Annotated in this window: 17 protein-coding genes and 1 pseudogene; 5 read left to right on the top strand and 13 right to left on the bottom strand. The window is 53.9% G+C overall.

The genetic code is table 11. The features are described 5' to 3' along the window. Window positions 1–99 precede the first annotated feature (99 nt). Window positions 100–3198, top strand: a complete 3099-nt coding sequence (locus tag ACQE3Z_RS11185; protein WP_426973855.1) for a beta-galactosidase — start codon at window positions 100–102, stop codon at window positions 3196–3198. A 68-nt stretch (window positions 3199–3266) separates the two neighbouring features. Then, entirely contained in the window at window positions 3267–4529 is a 1263-nt protein-coding gene (locus ACQE3Z_RS11180) for an MFS transporter (RefSeq protein ID WP_250651345.1), read from the top strand. A gap of 64 nt (window positions 4530–4593) precedes the next feature. On the opposite strand, the gene fliR is transcribed toward ACQE3Z_RS11180, so the two are convergent. From fliR to fliF, 13 genes are all read right to left on the bottom strand, one after another. Further along, on the bottom strand, window positions 4594–5379 hold the full coding sequence (gene fliR / locus ACQE3Z_RS11175; RefSeq protein ID WP_426973854.1) for a flagellar biosynthetic protein FliR: 786 nt from the start codon (window positions 5377–5379) through the stop codon (window positions 4594–4596). A gap of 1 nt (window position 5380) precedes the next feature. Next, on the bottom strand, window positions 5381–5650 hold the full coding sequence (fliQ, locus tag ACQE3Z_RS11170; protein ID WP_426973853.1) for a flagellar biosynthesis protein FliQ: 270 nt from the start codon (window positions 5648–5650) through the stop codon (window positions 5381–5383). Between the two features lie 11 nt (window positions 5651–5661). Beyond that, window positions 5662–6420: a flagellar type III secretion system pore protein FliP gene (fliP, locus tag ACQE3Z_RS11165; RefSeq protein ID WP_426973852.1), complete on the bottom strand. Its 759-nt coding sequence runs from the start codon at window positions 6418–6420 to the stop codon at window positions 5662–5664. Continuing rightward, on the bottom strand, window positions 6417–6773 hold the full coding sequence (fliO, locus tag ACQE3Z_RS11160; protein ID WP_426973851.1) for a flagellar biosynthetic protein FliO: 357 nt from the start codon (window positions 6771–6773) through the stop codon (window positions 6417–6419). The genes fliP and fliO overlap by 4 nt, the downstream gene beginning before the upstream one ends. Window positions 6774–6798: 25 nt before the next feature. Beyond that, window positions 6799–7203 (bottom strand): flagellar motor switch protein FliN, encoded by a 405-nt coding sequence (fliN, locus tag ACQE3Z_RS11155; RefSeq protein WP_426973850.1) that lies wholly within the window; start codon window positions 7201–7203, stop codon window positions 6799–6801. Further along, window positions 7196–8209: a flagellar motor switch protein FliM gene (fliM, locus tag ACQE3Z_RS11150; RefSeq protein ID WP_426973849.1), complete on the bottom strand. Its 1014-nt coding sequence runs from the start codon at window positions 8207–8209 to the stop codon at window positions 7196–7198. Before fliM ends, fliN begins: the two co-directional genes overlap by 8 nt. Before the next feature lie 5 nt (window positions 8210–8214). Then, entirely contained in the window at window positions 8215–8724 is a 510-nt protein-coding gene (gene fliL, locus ACQE3Z_RS11145; RefSeq protein ID WP_426973848.1) for a flagellar basal body-associated protein FliL, read from the bottom strand. A gap of 139 nt (window positions 8725–8863) precedes the next feature. Then, the gene (locus ACQE3Z_RS11140) at window positions 8864–10012 is read right to left on the bottom strand and encodes a flagellar hook-length control protein FliK (RefSeq protein ID WP_426973847.1); all 1149 of its coding nucleotides are present in this window, start codon (window positions 10010–10012) and stop codon (window positions 8864–8866) included. Continuing rightward, entirely contained in the window at window positions 10009–10458 is a 450-nt protein-coding gene (fliJ, locus tag ACQE3Z_RS11135; protein ID WP_426973846.1) for a flagellar export protein FliJ, read from the bottom strand. Before fliJ ends, ACQE3Z_RS11140 begins: the two co-directional genes overlap by 4 nt. Next, a complete protein-coding gene (fliI, locus tag ACQE3Z_RS11130; RefSeq protein ID WP_426973845.1) occupies window positions 10455–11843 on the bottom strand; it encodes a flagellar protein export ATPase FliI in 1389 nt (462 codons plus the stop codon). The genes fliJ and fliI overlap by 4 nt, the downstream gene beginning before the upstream one ends. After that, window positions 11840–12541, bottom strand: a complete 702-nt coding sequence (locus ACQE3Z_RS11125; RefSeq protein ID WP_426973844.1) for a flagellar assembly protein FliH — start codon at window positions 12539–12541, stop codon at window positions 11840–11842. Before ACQE3Z_RS11125 ends, fliI begins: the two co-directional genes overlap by 4 nt. Then, entirely contained in the window at window positions 12534–13520 is a 987-nt protein-coding gene (fliG, locus tag ACQE3Z_RS11120; RefSeq protein ID WP_426973843.1) for a flagellar motor switch protein FliG, read from the bottom strand. The genes ACQE3Z_RS11125 and fliG overlap by 8 nt, the downstream gene beginning before the upstream one ends. Next, window positions 13517–15181, bottom strand: a complete 1665-nt coding sequence (gene fliF / locus ACQE3Z_RS11115; RefSeq protein WP_426973842.1) for a flagellar basal-body MS-ring/collar protein FliF — start codon at window positions 15179–15181, stop codon at window positions 13517–13519. Before fliF ends, fliG begins: the two co-directional genes overlap by 4 nt. A 297-nt stretch (window positions 15182–15478) precedes the next feature. Here fliF and fliE point away from each other — a divergent pair, with 297 nt between their 5' ends. From fliE to ACQE3Z_RS11100, 3 genes and pseudogenes are all read left to right on the top strand, one after another. Then, the gene (gene fliE / locus ACQE3Z_RS11110) at window positions 15479–15808 is read left to right on the top strand and encodes a flagellar hook-basal body complex protein FliE (protein ID WP_426973841.1); all 330 of its coding nucleotides are present in this window, start codon (window positions 15479–15481) and stop codon (window positions 15806–15808) included. A 132-nt stretch (window positions 15809–15940) separates the two neighbouring features. After that, window positions 15941–16845 (top strand): annotated as a pseudogene (locus tag ACQE3Z_RS11105) (CheR family methyltransferase). After that, the gene (locus ACQE3Z_RS11100; RefSeq protein WP_426973840.1) at window positions 16842–17891 is read left to right on the top strand and encodes a protein-glutamate methylesterase/protein-glutamine glutaminase; all 1050 of its coding nucleotides are present in this window, start codon (window positions 16842–16844) and stop codon (window positions 17889–17891) included. Before ACQE3Z_RS11105 ends, ACQE3Z_RS11100 begins: the two are co-directional and overlap by 4 nt. Window positions 17892–17913: the final 22 nt, after the last annotated feature.

Below are 17913 nucleotides of genomic sequence, written 5' to 3'. Positions count from 1 at the left end.
TCCCATCACCGATTCCGGCTACGCGCCTTTACATCCCTGTGAGTCAAAACCATATTGCTATTAAATGTGAGCGCATCACAAAAGCATAAGGAAAAGCACATGACTGTAACAGCAGGCACATCAGCCGCCACGCTAAGCGCCATCCTGGCACGTCGCGACTGGGAAAATCCGGCGGTAACCCAACTCAATCAGCTCCCTGCCCATCCGCCCTTCTGCAGCTGGCGATCGCCGGAGGCGGCGCGAAATGATACGCCTTCCACCAGCCTGCAGAGCCTGAACGGGCACTGGGCATTCAGCTATTTTTCCCGACCGGAAGCGGTGCCGGAAAGCTGGCTGCAACAGGATCTGACTGACGTGGATGATATCAAGGTGCCCTCAAACTGGCAGATGCTGGGTTACGATGCGCCAGTTTATACCAATGTGACCTACCCGATTCCGGTTAACCCACCTTTTGTTCCGGCAGATAACCCAACAGGTTGTTACTCGCTCACATTTCATGTGGATGAAAGCTGGCTCGCCTCTGGTCAGACACGTATTGTTTTTGACGGCGTGAATTCCGCCTTTCATTTATGGTGCAACGGCCACTGGATCGGCTATGCCCAGGATAGTCGTCTGCCCTCCGAGTTTGATCTGAGCGCAGTGCTGCAGCCGGGCGCTAATCGTCTGGCAGTTATGGTGCTGCGCTGGAGCGACGGCAGCTATCTGGAAGATCAGGATATGTGGCGCATGAGCGGCATCTTCCGCGATGTCTCACTGCTGCATAAGCCCCACACCCGCATTAGCGATCTGCAGGTGGTAACCCAGCTTAATGAAAGTTTTAGCCATGCCGAGCTTAAGGCGCAGGTAGTGGTTAACGGCGCGTCGCTGTCGGACGTGCAGGTTACGATGCAGCTCTGGTTCGGCGAAGAGATGCTGGGCGAGCGTCAGCAACCGCTCGGCAGCGAGATCGTTGATGAGCGCGGCGCCTGGAAAGATCGCACCACGCTGCGCCTGCCGGTTGCCGCGCCGCAGCTCTGGAGCGCCGAAACGCCCACGCTTTATCGTCTGGTGGTGCTGCTGCATGACCGTAGCGGTATGTTACTGGAGGCGGAGGCCTGTGATGTTGGCTTCCGTAAGGTAGAAATCTCGCAGGGTCTGCTGAAGCTGAACGGCAAACCCCTGCTGATCCGCGGCACCAACCGCCATGAGCATCATCCAGAGAACGGTCAGGTGATGGATGAAGAGACCATGCGCCGCGATATTCTGTTGATGAAACAGCATAATTTTAATGCGGTGCGCTGCTCGCATTATCCGAATCATCCGCTCTGGTACCGACTGTGCGATCGCTACGGACTGTATGTGGTAGACGAAGCCAATATCGAAACGCACGGCATGGAGCCCATGAACCGCCTCTCCAGCGATCCCGTCTGGCTGCCCGCGATGAGCGAGCGCGTGACGCGCATGGTGCAACGCGACCGCAATCATCCCTCAATCATCATCTGGTCGCTGGGCAATGAGTCGGGACACGGCGACAATCATGACGCGCTTTACCGCTGGATTAAATCTAACGACCCGACGCGACCGGTGCAGTACGAAGGCGGCGGCGCTAACAGCGCGGCCACCGATATTATTTGCCCGATGTATGCGCGCGTCGATCAGGATCAGCCTTTCCCGCAGGTGCCAAAGTGGTCGATAAAAAAATGGATCGGCATGCCGGATGAGCATCGTCCGCTGATTCTGTGCGAATACGCACACGCCATGGGCAACAGCTTTGGCGGCTTTCATAAATACTGGCAGGCGTTTCGTCAGTATCCGCGTTTGCAGGGCGGTTTTGTCTGGGACTGGGTCGATCAATCGCTGACCCGCTATGACGATAACGGCAAACCCTATGCCGCTTACGGCGGCGACTTCGGCGATAAGCCGAACGATCGTCAGTTTTGTATGAATGGCCTGGTCTTTGCCGATCGCACGCCGCACCCGGCGCTATTTGAAGCGCAGCAGGCGCAGCAATTTTTCCGCTTTACGCTGAACAGCACGCAGCCGGTTGAGCTGGAGATCGCCAGCGAATATCTGTTCCGCCGCTGCGATAACGAACAGCTGATCTGGACGCTGGCGCAGGAAGGCTGCACTCTGGCCAGCGGCACGGTTCATCTGGATATCGCGCCTGAAGGCACGCAGCTGATTACCCTCAGCGATCTGCCTGCGATTACCGCCAGCGGTCAGGTATGGCTGACGGTGCAGGTGCAGCAAATTGCCGCCACCGCCTGGTCTGAGGCAGGACATATCTGCGCCTGGCAGCAGTGGCCGTTGGCCTCGCCATTAACATTGCCCGCCGCGCCGCACGGTACAGGCGAAGCTCCTGAGCTTCGCGTCAGCGAGCACGCCTTTGATATTCAGCTTGGTGCACAGCGCTGGCAGTTCAGCAGGAAAAGTGGCCTGCTGACTCAGTGGTGGAAAGGCGGGGAAGCGGCGTTGCTACAGCCATTACAGGATCAGTTTACGCGTGCGCCACTGGATAATGATATCGGCGTTAGCGAAGCCGCACGCATCGATCCCAACGCCTGGGTAGAGCGCTGGAAAGCGGCAGGCTTCTATGAGATGGAGCCGCAGCTGGAACGGTGCGAAGCAGAGCGTCTTAGCCGTGAAGTACAACTGCATACGGTGCACAGCTGGCGCTATCAGAACCAAATCCTGTTTATCAGCCGTAAAACGTATCGCATCGACCACACCGGTGAACTGCATATCAGCGTGGATGTGGATGTCGCGCCAGGCATCCCGGCGCCAGCACGTATTGGACTCACCTGCCAGCTGGCGCAGGTGCAGCCGCAGGTAAGTTGGCTCGGCCTTGGCCCGCATGAAAACTATCCGGATCGCAAACAGTCTGCCCGCTACGATCGCTGGCAGCTGCCGCTGGCGGCGCTCTATACCCCGTATGTTTTCCCCAGCGAAAACGGCCTGCGCTGCGACAGCGAATGGTTGCAGTATGGCGACAACGAATGGCGTGGTCGTTTCCACTTTAATCTCAGCCGCTACAGCCAGGCACAGTTGCGCGACGTTACGCACCGCCATCTGTTACAGGAGGAGCCGGGAAGCTGGCTGAATCTGGATGGGTTCCATATGGGCGTAGGCGGCGATGACTCCTGGAGTCCCAGCGTCTCGCCGGAATATCTGCTACAGGATAACCATTATCACTATGAAGTGAGCTGGGTGCGTGTTTAACACGCGCTGAGCGTTAGCCGGGGCAGGTTTGGCCTCTCTGCCCCGCGATAACCTTAAGGAAAAACGTTATGTATTACCTGAAAAATACCAACTTCTGGATGTTCGGGCTGTTCTTCTTCTTTTACTTTTTCATCATGGGAGCCTATTTTCCGTTTTTCCCGATCTGGTTGCATGACATCAACCACCTCAGTAAAAGCGATACCGGTATTGTTTTCGCCTGCATCTCGCTGTTCTCCCTGCTGTTTCAACCTGTGTTCGGCCTGCTTTCCGATAAGCTGGGATTAAGAAAACATCTGCTGTGGATTATTACCGGCATGCTGGTGATGTTTGCGCCCTTCTTTATCTACGTGCTTGGCCCGCTATTGCAGACCCACATTCTGCTCGGCGCGATTGTCGGCGGCATCTACCTTGGCTTTATTTACAACGGCGGCGCGCCCGCTATTGAAGCCTATATTGAAAAAGTCAGCCGCCGTAGCCAGTTTGAATTTGGTCGCGCGCGTATGTTCGGCTGCGTGGGTTGGGCGCTGTGCGCCTCGATTGTCGGCATTATGTTCACCATCAATAACCAGTTTGTGTTCTGGCTTGGATCGGGCTGTGCGGTGATTCTGGCGATCCTGCTGTTTATCGCTAAACCGCAGGCGCAGCCTTCCGCCACGGTTGCCGACTCGCTGGGCGCTAACCCCTCGCCCTTTAATCTGCGTCTGGCGCTGGAGCTGTTTAAAAATCCTAAGCTCTGGTACTTGTCGCTGTATGTTGTCGGCGTTTCCTGTACCTATGATGTGTTCGACCAGCAGTTCGCCAATTTCTTTACTTCGTTTTTTGCCTCCGGCGAACAGGGCACGCGCGTCTTCGGCTACGTCACCACGATGGGCGAGCTGCTGAATGCCAGCATCATGTTCTTTGCGCCGTTGATTGTGAACCGTATTGGCGGGAAGAATGCGCTGCTGTTGGCGGGCACCATTATGTCAGTGCGCATTATCGGCTCCTCTTTTGCCACTTCAGCGCTGGAGGTGGTGATCCTGAAAACTCTGCATATGTTTGAGGTGCCGTTCCTGATTGTCGGCTGCTTTAAATATATTACCAGCCAGTTTGAGGTGCGTTTCTCTGCCACTATCTATCTGGTCTGCTTCTGCTTCTTTAAGCAGCTGTCGATGATTTTTATGTCGCTGTTTGCGGGCTATATGTACGACAGTCTGGGCTTCCACGGCGCTTATCTGGTGCTGGGTCTGGTGGCGCTCACCTTTACCCTGATCTCTGTTTTCACCCTGAGCGGAGAAGGCCCGCTCACAGCGCTACGCGCACGCGGCAAAAAAGAGGCGAAACCCGCCTGATGGCACTGGCTGAAGGTGAGTAAATGCATTATCCGTGCCGCAGCGATCGGGCTGCGGCCTTTTTTTAGCCCAATCTGAACAGCAGCATAATCTGCGAGAGCCGGGTAAATACCACTTCCATTAGATGATAAAAGTAAGGTGCGAAATGATTCATTAACGGCAACATCACCAGCATTCCTATGCCGAGCGTCAGCGGAAACCCCACCACAAAAATGGATAGCTGCGGCGTCAGGCGGTTCAGTAAGCCAAGCGTCAGGTTGATTGCCAGCAACAGCGTGATCACCGGCAGTCCCAGCGCAATGCCGAACTGAAAAATCAGGCTGCCGGAAGTCGCGATGGCACTAAATGCGTCGCGGTTCAGCGGCGCGGTGCTTACCGGCAGCAACTGAAAACTTTCCGCCAGCACTTCCAGCATCAGCAAATGACCGTTAAACAGCAGAAACAGCAGGATGGCCAGCAGGTTCAGCAGGCGGGAAACCACCGGCATATTATCGCCGCCGTTAGGATCGTAAAACATGGCGAAAGAGAGGCCCATTTGCAGCCCGATAATCTCACCGGCATAGCGTACGGCAACAAACAGTAACTGGATAGTCAGGCCCATCGCCGCCCCGATCAGCAACTGCTGGCAGCCGACCCAAAGCCCCATAATGGAGATCAGTGGAATGGCGTTATCAGGCAGATTTTGCCCCAGCAGCAGGGCGATAATCGCCGCCAGCCCCACCTTAACCCGAGCGCTGATCGACTTGTCATTAAATACCGGCGCGGTGCTAAACAGCGCCAGCACACGCATCAGCGGCCAAAAGTAGTGGCTCACCAGCAGTGGCAGCGCATCCAGCGACAGACTCTGCATATCAGCCAATCATCTGAGGAAGAGTAGTATAGAGCGCCCGCATATAATCCAGCATCGTTGAGAGCATGCTCGGTCCAAGCGCGACCACCACCGCGACAATCATCAGAATTTTGGGAATAAAACTCAGCGTCATTTCATTGATTTGCGTGGAAGCCTGTAAAATACTGACGATCAGGCCGGTGACCAGTGCCGCCAGCAGCAGCGGCGCGGCCAGCATGAGTCCTACCCGGATGGCCTGAAACCCCATCGCCATTACGCTTTCTGGCGTCATCTGTTATCCCGTCAGTTGATAAAAGTCTGAGCCAGCGAGCCCATAATGAGCTGCCAGCCATCCACCAGCACAAACAGAATCAGCTTGAACGGCAGAGAAATGGTGGCGGGCGGCAACATCATCATCCCCAGCGCCATCAGCACGCTGGCGATCACCAGATCGATAATCAGAAATGGAATGAATACCGCGAAGCCGATTTGGAAACCGGTTTTTAGTTCGCTGGTAACAAAAGCGGGCAGCAAAATACGCAGCGGCACCTCATCCTGACTGGCGTAGTTATCTACCTTCGCCATGCGGGTATAAAGCGCCAGATCGGCTTCGCGCGTATGGCTCAGCATAAATTCACGCATCGGCTTCGCCGCGCGCGGCAGCGCCTCTTCCATGGTGATCTTATCCTGCGACAGCGGCAGCCAGGCATTCTCATACACCTGATTAAACACCGGCGACATCACAAAAAAGGTAATAAACAACGCCAGCCCCAGCAACACCTGATTAGGCGGCGTGGAGGGCGTACCCAACGCATTACGCAGCAGGCCCAGCACAATAATGATGCGGGTAAACCCCGTCATCATCAGCAGAATGGCAGGTAAAAACGTCAGAGAAGTGAGCAGAACCAGCGTCTGGATCGGCAAAGACCAGCTTTCGCCGCCGCCGCCCCGCGTCAGCAGAATATCGCCGTTGGCGGCCAGGGCCGCATGCGGCAGCAGCAGTAAAGACAACAACGCCAGCGCCAGCCGGCAACGCGTTACGGTAGAGAGTAAAGAACTCATTGTTCAGGTTCCGCTTTGCCGCGTTTCAGCAAGCGCCTCAGGGTAAGCTGAAAATCTGCCGCCGCCGCAGTCTGTGCCTCAGCGGGGTGAGCAAGGCGGCTAAGGCGGGTAATCGCGCCCGGCGTAACGCCCAGCAGCAATCGTTGACCATCCACCTCTACCACCACCAGACGCTCGCGCTGGCCGAGCGAATGGCTGCTTTTCACCACAATCGCTGCCCCCTGCGCGCGGCCATGGCTGACAAAGCCACAGCGACGCGCCAGCCAGGCGCAGAAAATAATTAGCAGGACGACAATCGCCAACGCGCCGCTCACCTGAGTGATCAGCGAGAGGGTGGTAGAAGCATCATTCATAACAGATCTGCATTCTGGTTAACCGTCACCTGCTTAAACGCTGCATACGTTCAGAAGGCGTAATAATATCGGTGATACGAATACCGAATTTATCGGAAACCACGACCACTTCGCCCTGGGCGATAAGATAGCCGTTAATCAGAATATCCAGCGGTTCACCAGCCAACCCATCGAGTGTGACCACTGAGCCCTGGCTCAGACGCAACAACTCTTTGATTGTCATTTTGGTACGGCCCAGTTCCACGGTCATTTTTACCGGGATATCAAGGATAAGCTTGAGATCTTCGCTAAATGCAGCAACCTGTGTGTCTTTCGTTATAACCGGTGCGTTAGCCTGACTTTCCTTAGTCTGCTGCTCGGCTAACGCTTCCCCCCAAAGGTTGTCTGTAGACTGATCCTCAGTCTCAGACGGTTGTTTTGCGTCACTCATGGGGATATTGCTCCTTATTTAATGACGGTAAATTAGGCTTTAATAATTTCTCGATTTTGAGAGCATATTGACCGTTAACACAGCCATAGCTGCCCGAAAGAACCGGGAAACCATCAACACATGCTTCAATGTATTCCGGCTTGTCCAACGGAATAACATCGCCCTTTTGCAGCGCGAGAATTTTTGACAGGCGTGTTTGCATGTCGGTGAAGTTCGCCACCAGCTCCAGTTCGGTATCTTTTACCTGCGAAGCCAGTACTGTGCGCCACTGAGCATCTTCCTGTTGCGAATTTTCCAGTGGCGGATTACTTAACAGCTCACGTAGCGGTTCAATGATGCTGAAGGGAATACAGATATCAAATTCGCCGCTTTGCGAACCTATTTCCACATAGAAGGGCGTGGTCACCACAATATCGTTAGGCGACGAGGTGATATTAGTGAATTTAACCTGGATCTCAGCGCGCACATATTCAGTTTCTAATTTGAAAATAGAGCTCCAGGCGTAATCATACGCCTCCAGCGCCATCGACAGCATACGCTTGATAATACGCTGCTCGGTTGGCGTGAATTCACGTCCTTCCGCCTTGGTGAGAAAACGCCCGTCGCCGCCAAACAGGTTATCAACCGCCATAAAAACCAGGCTGGGCGAGAAAACAAACAGTGCCGTTCCGCGTAGCGGATTCATATGCACTAAATTGAGGTTGGTCGGCACCGGGAGATTACGGGCAAAGTCATGGTAGGGCTGGATTTTTATATTGCCAGCGGTGATATCCGGACTGCGTCGTAACAGATTAAACAGCCCCATCCGAAACTGCCGGGCAAAGCGTTCATTAATAATCTCAAGCGAGTGCAGACGTTCACGTACCACGCGGCGCTGAGTGTTGGGATCGTAAGGCTTGATGTTTTCATCGCCAATCAGCTCTTTCTCGACCTGTTCAGGTTCACTACTGCCGCCGCCGTTGAGCAAGCGATCAATTTCAGCCTGCGATAATATGCTGTCAGACATAAGCGTTACCGTAATATAAAGGCGTTAAACAAAACATCCGTAACAGTCACTCCTGGGGTTTCATCAAGAGGCATGTTTAATATTTTTTTAATATCCTGGATTAATTGCGACTTGCCTTCGTTAACCGATAACTCTTCCGCGCTGCGTCCGGAAAATAGCACTAATAAACGGCTGCGTACTTCCGGCAAATATTTTTCTATCTTGGTTTTATCTTCTTCATTACTTACGCGCAGCGTTAAGCCAATATAAAGAACGCGATCGTACTCTTCACCGCCAGGCTTCAGGCTAACGGTAAAGGTATCCAGCGGGACATAAATGGGCGCTATCGGCTCGACAACTTCAATGACCTCAGGAGGTGTATCATCTGACAGCAGGCGCGCCTGCATGTTTTTCATTTCGTACATAGTCCAGGCGGCAATGGCGCAGGCAGCTATCGCCAAAAGTAAAATGACAAAAATAAATAACGATCTTGCTTTACTTTTCCCTGTCTTCGTCGACTTTTTTTTATTTGACATCGAATTAACAATTCCTGTTATAAACTACCTGACGTTCAATTATACAGATCCATTGAATAGCAAATTCTATTACAAGCAAGCCCCTGAACAATTCGTCAAAAAGAAGAAATTACTGATGGTAAATCATTGACTCTATTCTTCATGCAAAAATGCTTATGCCCGTGGGAGAATAAATTCGCTGAGGCGTAATTTCCTCTTCCACATCAATTAGCGGTTCTGCACCGGTCTCTTTTTGAGAAAGCGAAGATTGCCCTGAATCAGCATCAGCTGAAGAACCCCATGCTGCAGCGCCATCATGGCCAACGCTACCCTGACCCAGCTGAATTCCCGCTTCGGCCAGCGAGGTACGCAGATGAGACATAGCGGCCTCCAGCGCAGCGCGCACCGGCTGATGATCGGTAACGAAGTGCAACTGAACCTGATCCTGATCCAGACGCAGCTTGATCTGTAACGGCCCTAAATGTTCCGGATGTAAACGCAGCTCGGCATGATGAACGCCATTACGGGTAAAGGCGCTAAGTTTCTGGCTAAGCGCCTGCTGCCAGGCTGGCGATCCTACTTCCGGTTCCAGCACGCCATATGCGACCGGTAGCAGGGTGCTGGACGTTGAGGATGTAGCAGCGGGTGTCGCCAGCGATGCCGGGGAGGTAGCGGGTGCGGCGGTAAGAGGCATTGTCTGCGCGCGATTATCAACGGACAGAACAGCATTGTCACCTTCACCTTCCAGACCCTGCGCTACGCCGATAGCTTGCTTAATTAAGGCGTCAGGAGCGGGGCTTTGCTGCGTGTTCGGCTCGGCAGGCTTTCCGCTGTGATGAGCGGCCCGCGGGCTGGCGATCATGCGCAGCATCTCATCGGCGGAATTTTGATGTGCCGTTTGCAACGTGCCTTTTTCTGTTGTGGCCTGAAGCGCATCGGTGTCATTGATTAATGCATGTAGCGCATTGCCAGGCTGCCCGATTTGCGGCGCAGCGACAGCTTTAGCCAGGCTGGCCATAGCAGGTTGCGCAGCGGCAGTGGTTTCTGCCACGGCCGCAGACGGCAGCGAGGCACATATGGCATCAGGCAGAACAGCCGGCAGCAGCCAGGCCGCAACCGCATCAAGATCCTCTTCGTTCAGTTTGTCGCTGGCTGGTCGTTGCTCTTTTCCCTGTATAAGAGGCATACACCTGTCCGTAACAGCGGCGAGTTCACTATCCAGCACACTGGCGAAACCGGTATCGATACTATTGCCTGCCGCCGCTGCGGGGGCCACGCCCGGCAGGGAGGCGATGGTATTAATCATCATAAACCGCTGTTCCTTAAGCTTGCGCGCTGCGCGAATTCATCCATTAACTTCTGATCCAGGCGATTTTCTTTCGCCTGCTTTACACTATCGGCCCGGCTAACCAGGGTTTCAAAGGCGTTCAGCCGTCGCTTGTCTTTTTTCCAGCGATCCAGTGCCTGATCGACCGACTGCTGGCAAGCAGCAACATGACCGGCATGCTGTTTAACAACCCGACCAAGCGACGAGATAAAAAATTGATGGCTGAGCAGGTTGATCACCGGCATGCCGGTAGCTGACATCGTCGTCTGTAACTGTTGTCCATATTCCTGCTCATAGCGGGTTAGCTGCTCAAGCTGTGCGGCGGCATTGGCGTGAACCTGGCGCACCTTGCCAAGCTGGCTCGTGGTATCGCTTAAAGTCTGTTCCGCCAGCTCGCACAACACCTTCATTGGGGAACGCTGTGTCATTCGCTACTCTCCTTGTGGTGATCAGGTAAATCGGGAAACAGCGCAGAGAGCGCGGCGAACGAGGCTTCATATTCGCTGCGGTCATAGATTCCCTGCTGCAAAAAACGCTCCATTTGTGGATAGAGCTCAATCGCCCGATCCAGCAAGGGGTCGCTGCCGGCAGCGTAGGCGCCGACGCTAATCAAATCGCGGTTACGCTGCCAGGCAGAAAGCAGCTGTTTGAAACGCTGTACTTTTTTGTAGTGTTGGGGTGGGATCAGCTCGGTCATGGCGCGGCTGATAGAGGCTTCAATATCGATGGCGGGATAGTGTCCCGCCTCCGCCAGTCGACGCGACAGCACCACGTGACCATCCAGAATCGCACGCGCCGAGTCGGCAATCGGGTCCTGCTGATCGTCCCCTTCGGTAAGTACGGTATAAAATGCGGTAATCGAGCCGCCTCCCTGCACGCCATTGCCGGCGCGCTCCACCAGCGCAGGCAAACGAGCAAAAACCGAAGGCGGATAGCCTTTGGTGGCCGGAGGTTCGCCAATTGCCAGCGCAATTTCACGCTGCGCCATCGCATAGCGGGTTAACGAGTCCATAATCAGCAAGACGTTTAACCCCTGGTCACGGAAGTCTTCCGCGATGCGCGTCGCGTAGTCGGCGCCCTGCATCCGCAAGATAGGTGAAACGTCGGCCGGTGCGGCGATCACGACAGCGCGGCTTAGCCCTTCTTTTCCCAGGATATTCTCAATAAAATCTTTAACTTCGCGGCCACGCTCGCCAATCAGCCCAACCACAATAACATCCGCTTTGGTATAGCGCGCCATCATGCCGAGCAGCACCGATTTCCCCACGCCGGAGCCGGCAAAAAGCCCCATTCGCTGCCCACGCCCGACGGTTAACAGGCCATTAATAGCGCATACGCCCACGTCCAGCACAGACTTGATCGGCTCACGCAGCAAAGGGTTAAAAGGCGTGGAAAAAAGCGCGCCGCGCTGGCGCGTTTCGGGGGCAGGCAGGTTGTCCAGCGGTCGGGCGCGCGCATCCAGCACCCGACCCAGTAATGCCTGTCCCAGCGGTAACATTTTGCCTTTAGTCGTACCGGTATCCGGGGCATAAATTCGCGCGCCCGGCAGAATGCCATCCGTATTCTCCAGCGGCATCAGATAAAGCAACTGTCCGTTAAAGCCGACAACTTCGCTTTCCACGCTGTCGCCGCCGTGCGCGCTGTCACGCTCTACCCGACACAATGTGCCGATCGGCAGCGTTAAGCCCACGGCTTCTAATATCAGGCCGGTAGCTCGCGTTAATCTGCCGTAGCGGCGTATGCCGGATAAGCTCACCATCCGCTGTTCTTTGTCATCAATGGCTTGCAGCCATCGTGCAAGTCGCTGACTCATGCGCCATAATCCTCACGGCTGAGCTGACACAGCGCCTGCCAGCTGCTGGAAACGGTGGCATCCAGTTCGCATTCTGCCGAGGTGATGCGGCAGCCGCCGGGCAACATAGCGTCATCGGCGCGCAGCTCCCAGCCCTGTTGCGCCAGTACGGTACCCAGCTGCTCCTGCACCGTGGAAAACTCGTCGGCATTTACCCAGAGCTGAACAGGCCCCTGGAACAGCGGCTCCTGCTGCAACAGCGACTGGATTTTCTCCAGCAGCAAATTGTTGTCGAAAGCCAGCTTTTTACCCAGGGTGGCACGGGCTGCTGTCAGCGCCAGCTGCACCAGACGCGACGGAATGACCTTCTCAAGGTTATCAATCGCCGCCTGGAACGAGTGCAACAGCTCGGTAAATTGCGCCGTGGTTTGTTGCTGGCGTTCTCTGGCTTCTGCCAGGCCCTGCTCAATACCGGCCTGATGCCCCTGTTGAAAACCCTCCTGGTGCCCCTGTTTACGACCTTCTTCAATGCCCTGCGCCAGCCCCTGCGCCAGACCTTTTTGTTCTGCCTGGCGTCGCAGCCGTTGCAGTTCTGCCTGCTGCTGCTCTGGCGTCGATTCGCTGTTCATGATCTGCACATCGTCAGACAGCATATCTGCTTTACAAAGATCTTCCGGCTGCCAGATCTGCCAGCCGGTTAACTGCTGAAGATCAGACATAGACATCCTCACTGCCGCCAATGTTAATTTCACCGCTTTCCGCTAAGCGGCGCACAATCTGCAGAATGGTTTTCTGTTCGGCTTCCACCTGCGACATACGTACCGGCCCGCGTGCACTGAGATCCTCGCGCATAATATCGGCCTGACGCTTCGACATATTGCGGAAGAACTTATCGCGCAGCGGCGCCTCTGCGCCTTTCAGGGCAATAATCAACGTTTCGTTATCCACATCCTGCAGGATGCGCTGGATACTGCGATCGTCGGTATCCAGCAGATTTTCGAACAGGAACATCTCGTCGATAATTTTCTGTGCCAGCTCATGGTCAAATTCACGTACCGCCTCAATCGCTGCCTCTTCCTGCTGCGATTTCATCAGGTTAAGAATTTCGGCAGCCGGACGAATACCACCCATTTTGCTGCGTTTGAGGTTCTGGCCATGTAGCAAATTATTCAGTACTTCTGTCAGTTCCTGCAGCGCCGCAGGCTGTACGCCGCCGAAGGTGGCAATACGCAGCATGATGTCGTTACGATCGCGCTCATCAAAGCGCGTCAGCACGTCCGCCGCCTGGGCACGTTTCAGATGCACAAGAATGGTGGCGATGATTTGCGGATGTTCTTCATGAATCAGTTCAAATACCGCCAGCGGCTCCATGAAGTTCAGCGTTTCAATGCCGCTATTATTGCCCTGGGTATCCAGCAGATCTTCCAGCAGGCTGGAAGCGCGCTCTTCACCCAGCGCCTGTATCAGCACATTGCGCAGATAATCATTGGTATTAACGGTAAGCGCGGCGAAATCGCCCGCATCTTGCTGGAACTCTTTTAGCACTTCAGCCAGTTGCTCATGGGTAAAGCCACTCATGCTGACCATCGCGCTACTGATTTGCGTTACTTCATGGGTATTGAGATGACGAAAGACCTCCGCAGCACGCTCTTCGCCGAGCGTTAGCATGATGATCGCGCTTTTGTCGCATGCATTCATGATGACTGTTCCTTATTCATCCACTGACGGAGTACCAGAGCGATAACCTGCGGGTCCTGCTCAGCCATACTGCGCAACTGCTGCACGTTGACTTCAGTTTCCACACGCTGCTGCGCTTTCGCCTGCTCACGCATTTCTGCTTTACGTAGCTGTGCATCCAGCTTGGCCTGACGCGCTTCCTTTTCCAGTTCGAGACGCTGTAGCGCCAGCTCCTGATGCTTAATCCAGAAAGGCTGCAGCATCTTGCGCCATAGCACCAATGCCACCAGCAGCACCAGCAAATAGCGACCCGCCATCAACATCGAATCGATAAAGACAGGACGCAGCCAGAACGGCGTTTCAGGCTCGGCCGGCTCATCAGTAAACAGGGAGTTGACTACGTTTAAGCTATCGCCGCGCTCGCTGGAGTAGCCCATCGCCTCTTTAACCAGCGCCTGGATCTTCTCCATTTGTTCTTTATCCAACGCGACCGGCTTGCCTTCCTTATCCAGCTGATAGTTCACCACGACCGCCACCGAGAGGCGTTCGATCGTGCCGGGGCTGCGTTTGGTATGGGTAAGCGTACGGTTCAGTTCGTAGTTGGTGGTTTCATCTTTTTGGCGGCTATAAGGCTGAGTTGATACGGCCTCGCTATTAGCGCCCTTCTGTAAATTATTTGCCGTAGCGGGTTGCTCAATCGGTGCGGTGGTGGGAGCGGAGGGCTGATTGCTTAGCGCGCCCGGCACGCCGCCCGGCCCTGCTTTATTCCCCTGCTCGCTGCTGTTGATTTGGCGGCTACGTACGGCCATGTTTTCCGGCGCGCTGTTCGGCTGATATTGCTCTGCCGTTTGCTCATGCGTAGTGAAATCAATCTGCGCGGTGACCTGTGTTTTGACGTTGGCCGCGCCTACCACCGGAGCCAAAATAGCCTGAATACGTTGGCGATAATCCGCTTCGATCTCATTGATATATTTAAGCTGATTGGTCTGGAGCGCCTGATCGCCGCGCTGAGTCAGCAAATTACCACGCTGATCGACCAGCGTGACATTATCGACATTCAGGCCGGGCACCGCACTGGAGATAAGCCAGCTAATCGCATTAACCTGCCCTGCACCCAGTGAGCGGCCCGCATTTAAATCCAGCGTTACCGAGGCGGAAGGTAACTTTTGCTCGCGTACAAACAGCGTTTGCTTAGGGATCGCCAGGTGCACGCGCGCGCTGCGTACCGGGCCCAGTTTCTCAATAGTGCGCGCCAGTTCGCCTTCAAGCGCGCGCTGGTAGTTAATCTGCTCGTTAAACTGGCTAAGACCAAATTTTTCCTGGTCGAGCAGCTCGAAACCCACCTGTCCGCCTTTTGGCAATCCCTGCTGGGCCAGTTTCAGGCGGGCCTCATATACCCGATCGGCGGGCACCATAATGGCACCGCCATGCTCCTGAAAACGGTAGGGCACGTTCATCTGTGTCAGCTGCGCGACAATGGCTCCGCCATCTTCATCGCTGATATTGCTATACAGAACACGGTAATCGGGAGATTTCGCCCAAAATAACAGCGCAATAATCACTGATATAAATGCAGCGGCAAGAATAATAAACAGAAAGCGAGGATTCGCACGAAATCGCTCTACCATCGAGGTAAAGTTTAATTGGGTGTTAGGTTTACTACTGTTATCACTGGCATCCATGCGGTCATCCTACCTGAATAAAAGATGATGCAATCTGCACCATAAGCCATTAGTCTGCGCGCCAGTTCCGATACCAATATTAACAGGCGGAATGCCTTTTACCGGCAACGCGCCTTTAAGGATTATCCTCCATTTGATAAAAATATTAAGCGCTAATAAATGCGAGCTTATGTCGGCTATTTGCATTATCTACCACATTCAGAAACATGTTATTCTCACTATTAATCAGAAGTTAATAAAAGGAAAAAGGCTGGTATGACGTTTGCGTCTGTCAGCGTTTATTTATAAGGGAATGCTATGTCAATCCAATCTACAGGTGTGCTGGAACAGATTCAATTTCTGGCGAATAAGATTTCAATGTCAGGAAATAGCCTGTCTGTTCATGATACAAAAAATAGCGAACCAGTATCTTTTTCCGGCCTTTTACTTAACAGCCTTAACAATATTAGCCAGTTACAAAACCATTCCAAAAGCCTGTCAGAGAATTACATGACTGGCACCCCGGGCATTGGTCTCAATGACGTCATGGTTTCCATGCAAAAATCTTCTATTGCGCTCAACCTGGGCATCCAGGTTCGTAACAAATTAGTCAGTGCTTATCAGGAAATAATGAACATGTCCGTGTAACGAGAAAGGTTCATTATTTATTTCAGGTATTTCTTATCTAACTGACATCGCAATCGGCAGCCTTCCCTGCGGTATTTATTATCTGTCATCAGAAGGTTACTTGCTGCCACAGGCTACGCGTTGGTTTCGGATATGGCTGCTCTTTATAGAAATCAGTGCGGTAAGAAAAGTGAAATCATCCCATTGAATAATACAACTGTGAATATCCAGAGCGACTTTGTTTTAACCGGAGCGGAACTGCAAAAAATCACTGCGCTGATTTATCAGCGTGCGGGCATCGTATTGACGCATCAAAAACATGACATGGTTTATAACCGCCTTACGCGCCGCTTACGTCAGCTGGGCATGAAAACCTTTACCGCTTACTTAAATTCACTGGAGTCAGATCCATTCAGCGATGAATGGCAACAGTTTATTAATGCCCTGACAACCAATCTGACCTCCTTTTTCCGGGAGGCCTACCATTTTCCCATTCTGGCTGAACATGCTCGCTCAAGGCAAAGCAACTATAGCGTTTGGTGTACCGCCGCTGCGACAGGCGAAGAGCCCTGCTCTATCGCTATGACGCTGCATGAAGCGCTGGGTCCCCATCTCAATGGTCCGCGTATCTGGGCAACGGATATTGATACCGAAGTGCTGGCAAAGGCTGAAACCGGCGTTTACCGACATGCGGATATTCAAAATCTGACGCCGGAACAAAAGCGCACCTGGTTTTTACGCGGTACCGGCGCGCAGCGGGAGCAGGTTAAAGTGAAGCCCGCGCTGCTCTCTAACATTCATTATCAGCAGCTCAATTTATGTCGCCTGAGTGGCGGGTCCCCGCCCCCTTTGATACCCGCTTCGACGCCATATTTTGCCGTAATGTCATGATCTATTTTGATAAACCAACCCAACTTCGCATTCTGCAACGCTTTGAGAACATGCTAAAGCCGGGCGGCCTGCTGTTTGTCGGACATTCAGAAAACTTCAGCAATATAAACGGGCCGTTTCGTCTGCGCGGACAGTCGGTTTACTGCCTGGCTCAGGAGCGAACATGAATAAAATCAAGGTACTTTGCGTTGATGACTCGGCGCTAATACGCAGCATTATGAGCAAAATCGTCAACGAACAGCCCGATATGGAAATGGTGGCAACGGCCCCCGACCCGCTTATCGCCCGCGATCTGATCAAGCGCCATTCGCCTGACGTCCTCACGCTGGATGTAGAGATGCCGCGCATGGATGGCCTGGACTTTCTGGAACGCCTGATGCGCCTGCGTCCGATGCCGGTGATCATGGTCTCATCCCTGACGCAGAAAGGGTCAGAAATTACCCTCAATGCGCTGGAGCTGGGCGCCATTGATTTTGTTACCAAACCTCAGATGGGGCTGCAGGACGGTATGCTGAAATATAGCGAACTGATCGCCGATAAAATTCGCGTGGCTGCCCGGGTACGTAATTTTCAGCGCTATAGCGAAACTTCTGCGCCGGCACGCCTGCCAACCGGCCCCTTAATCGGCAGTGAGAAAATCATTGCGATCGGCTCATCAACCGGCGGTACGGAAGCATTGCGCCAGGTATTAACCGCCATGCCGCTTAACTGCCCCGGGATCATGATCACTCAGCATATGCCTGCCGGTTTTACCCGCTCCTTTGCTGAACGGCTAAATAAGTTATGCCGTATTACGGTGAAAGAGGCGGAAAACGGTGACCGGATTTTGCCCGGTCATGCTTATCTGGCTCCTGGCGGCATTCATCTTGGACTGACCCGTAGCGGGGCGAACTATCACGCCCAACTGCAGGATCTCCCGCCGGTAAACCGCCACTGTCCTTCCGTGGATCTGCTTTTTCATTCTGTCGCGAAATATGCCGGGAAGAATGCGGTCGGCGCGATTTTAACCGGTATGGGTCATGACGGTGCGCAGGGAATGCAGGCGATGCACCAGGCAGGCGCCCGTACCCTGGCGCAAAGCGAGAGAACCTGCGTGGTGTACGGCATGCCGCGCGAAGCCGTCGCGCTCGGCTGTGTGGATGAGATTGTCGATATCGATCAGATGTGTCAGCACATCCTGAGCAATGTGGTCGGGCAGGCGCGCCGTATATAGCGGTTTATCAGCATGACCAACC

The sequence above is a fragment of the Pantoea sp. FN0307 genome (genome assembly GCF_050113815.1).
GTDB classification, from domain to species: Bacteria; Pseudomonadota; Gammaproteobacteria; order Enterobacterales; family Enterobacteriaceae; genus Mixta; species Mixta alhagi.
The sequence above is the reverse complement of the archived record's forward strand: the minus strand, read 5'-3'. Positions and strand labels throughout refer to the sequence as shown.

Excerpts from the sequence above, each read along its gene's own strand:
- fliE (WP_426973841.1), top strand. The coding sequence starts at position 15,479 with ATGTCAATCCAATCTACAGGTGTGCTGGAACAGATTCAATTTCTGGCG.
- ACQE3Z_RS11185 (WP_426973855.1), top strand. The coding sequence starts at position 100 with ATGACTGTAACAGCAGGCACATCAGCCGCCACGCTAAGCGCCATCCTG.
- fliM (WP_426973849.1), bottom strand. The coding sequence starts at position 8,209 with ATGTCTGACAGCATATTATCGCAGGCTGAAATTGATCGCTTGCTCAAC.
- fliL (WP_426973848.1), bottom strand. The coding sequence starts at position 8,724 with ATGTCAAATAAAAAAAAGTCGACGAAGACAGGGAAAAGTAAAGCAAGA.
- fliP (WP_426973852.1), bottom strand. The coding sequence starts at position 6,420 with ATGAGTTCTTTACTCTCTACCGTAACGCGTTGCCGGCTGGCGCTGGCG.
- fliG (WP_426973843.1), bottom strand. The coding sequence starts at position 13,520 with ATGAATGCATGCGACAAAAGCGCGATCATCATGCTAACGCTCGGCGAA.
- fliQ (WP_426973853.1), bottom strand. The coding sequence starts at position 5,650 with ATGACGCCAGAAAGCGTAATGGCGATGGGGTTTCAGGCCATCCGGGTA.
- fliF (WP_426973842.1), bottom strand. The coding sequence starts at position 15,181 with ATGGATGCCAGTGATAACAGTAGTAAACCTAACACCCAATTAAACTTT.
- ACQE3Z_RS11180 (WP_250651345.1), top strand. The coding sequence starts at position 3,267 with ATGTATTACCTGAAAAATACCAACTTCTGGATGTTCGGGCTGTTCTTC.
- fliI (WP_426973845.1), bottom strand. The coding sequence starts at position 11,843 with ATGAGTCAGCGACTTGCACGATGGCTGCAAGCCATTGATGACAAAGAA.
- ACQE3Z_RS11140 (WP_426973847.1), bottom strand. The coding sequence starts at position 10,012 with ATGATGATTAATACCATCGCCTCCCTGCCGGGCGTGGCCCCCGCAGCG.
- ACQE3Z_RS11100 (WP_426973840.1), top strand. The coding sequence starts at position 16,842 with ATGAATAAAATCAAGGTACTTTGCGTTGATGACTCGGCGCTAATACGC.
- ACQE3Z_RS11125 (WP_426973844.1), bottom strand. The coding sequence starts at position 12,541 with ATGTCTGATCTTCAGCAGTTAACCGGCTGGCAGATCTGGCAGCCGGAA.
- fliO (WP_426973851.1), bottom strand. The coding sequence starts at position 6,773 with ATGAATGATGCTTCTACCACCCTCTCGCTGATCACTCAGGTGAGCGGC.
- fliJ (WP_426973846.1), bottom strand. The coding sequence starts at position 10,458 with ATGACACAGCGTTCCCCAATGAAGGTGTTGTGCGAGCTGGCGGAACAG.
- fliN (WP_426973850.1), bottom strand. The coding sequence starts at position 7,203 with ATGAGTGACGCAAAACAACCGTCTGAGACTGAGGATCAGTCTACAGAC.
- fliR (WP_426973854.1), bottom strand. The coding sequence starts at position 5,379 with ATGCAGAGTCTGTCGCTGGATGCGCTGCCACTGCTGGTGAGCCACTAC.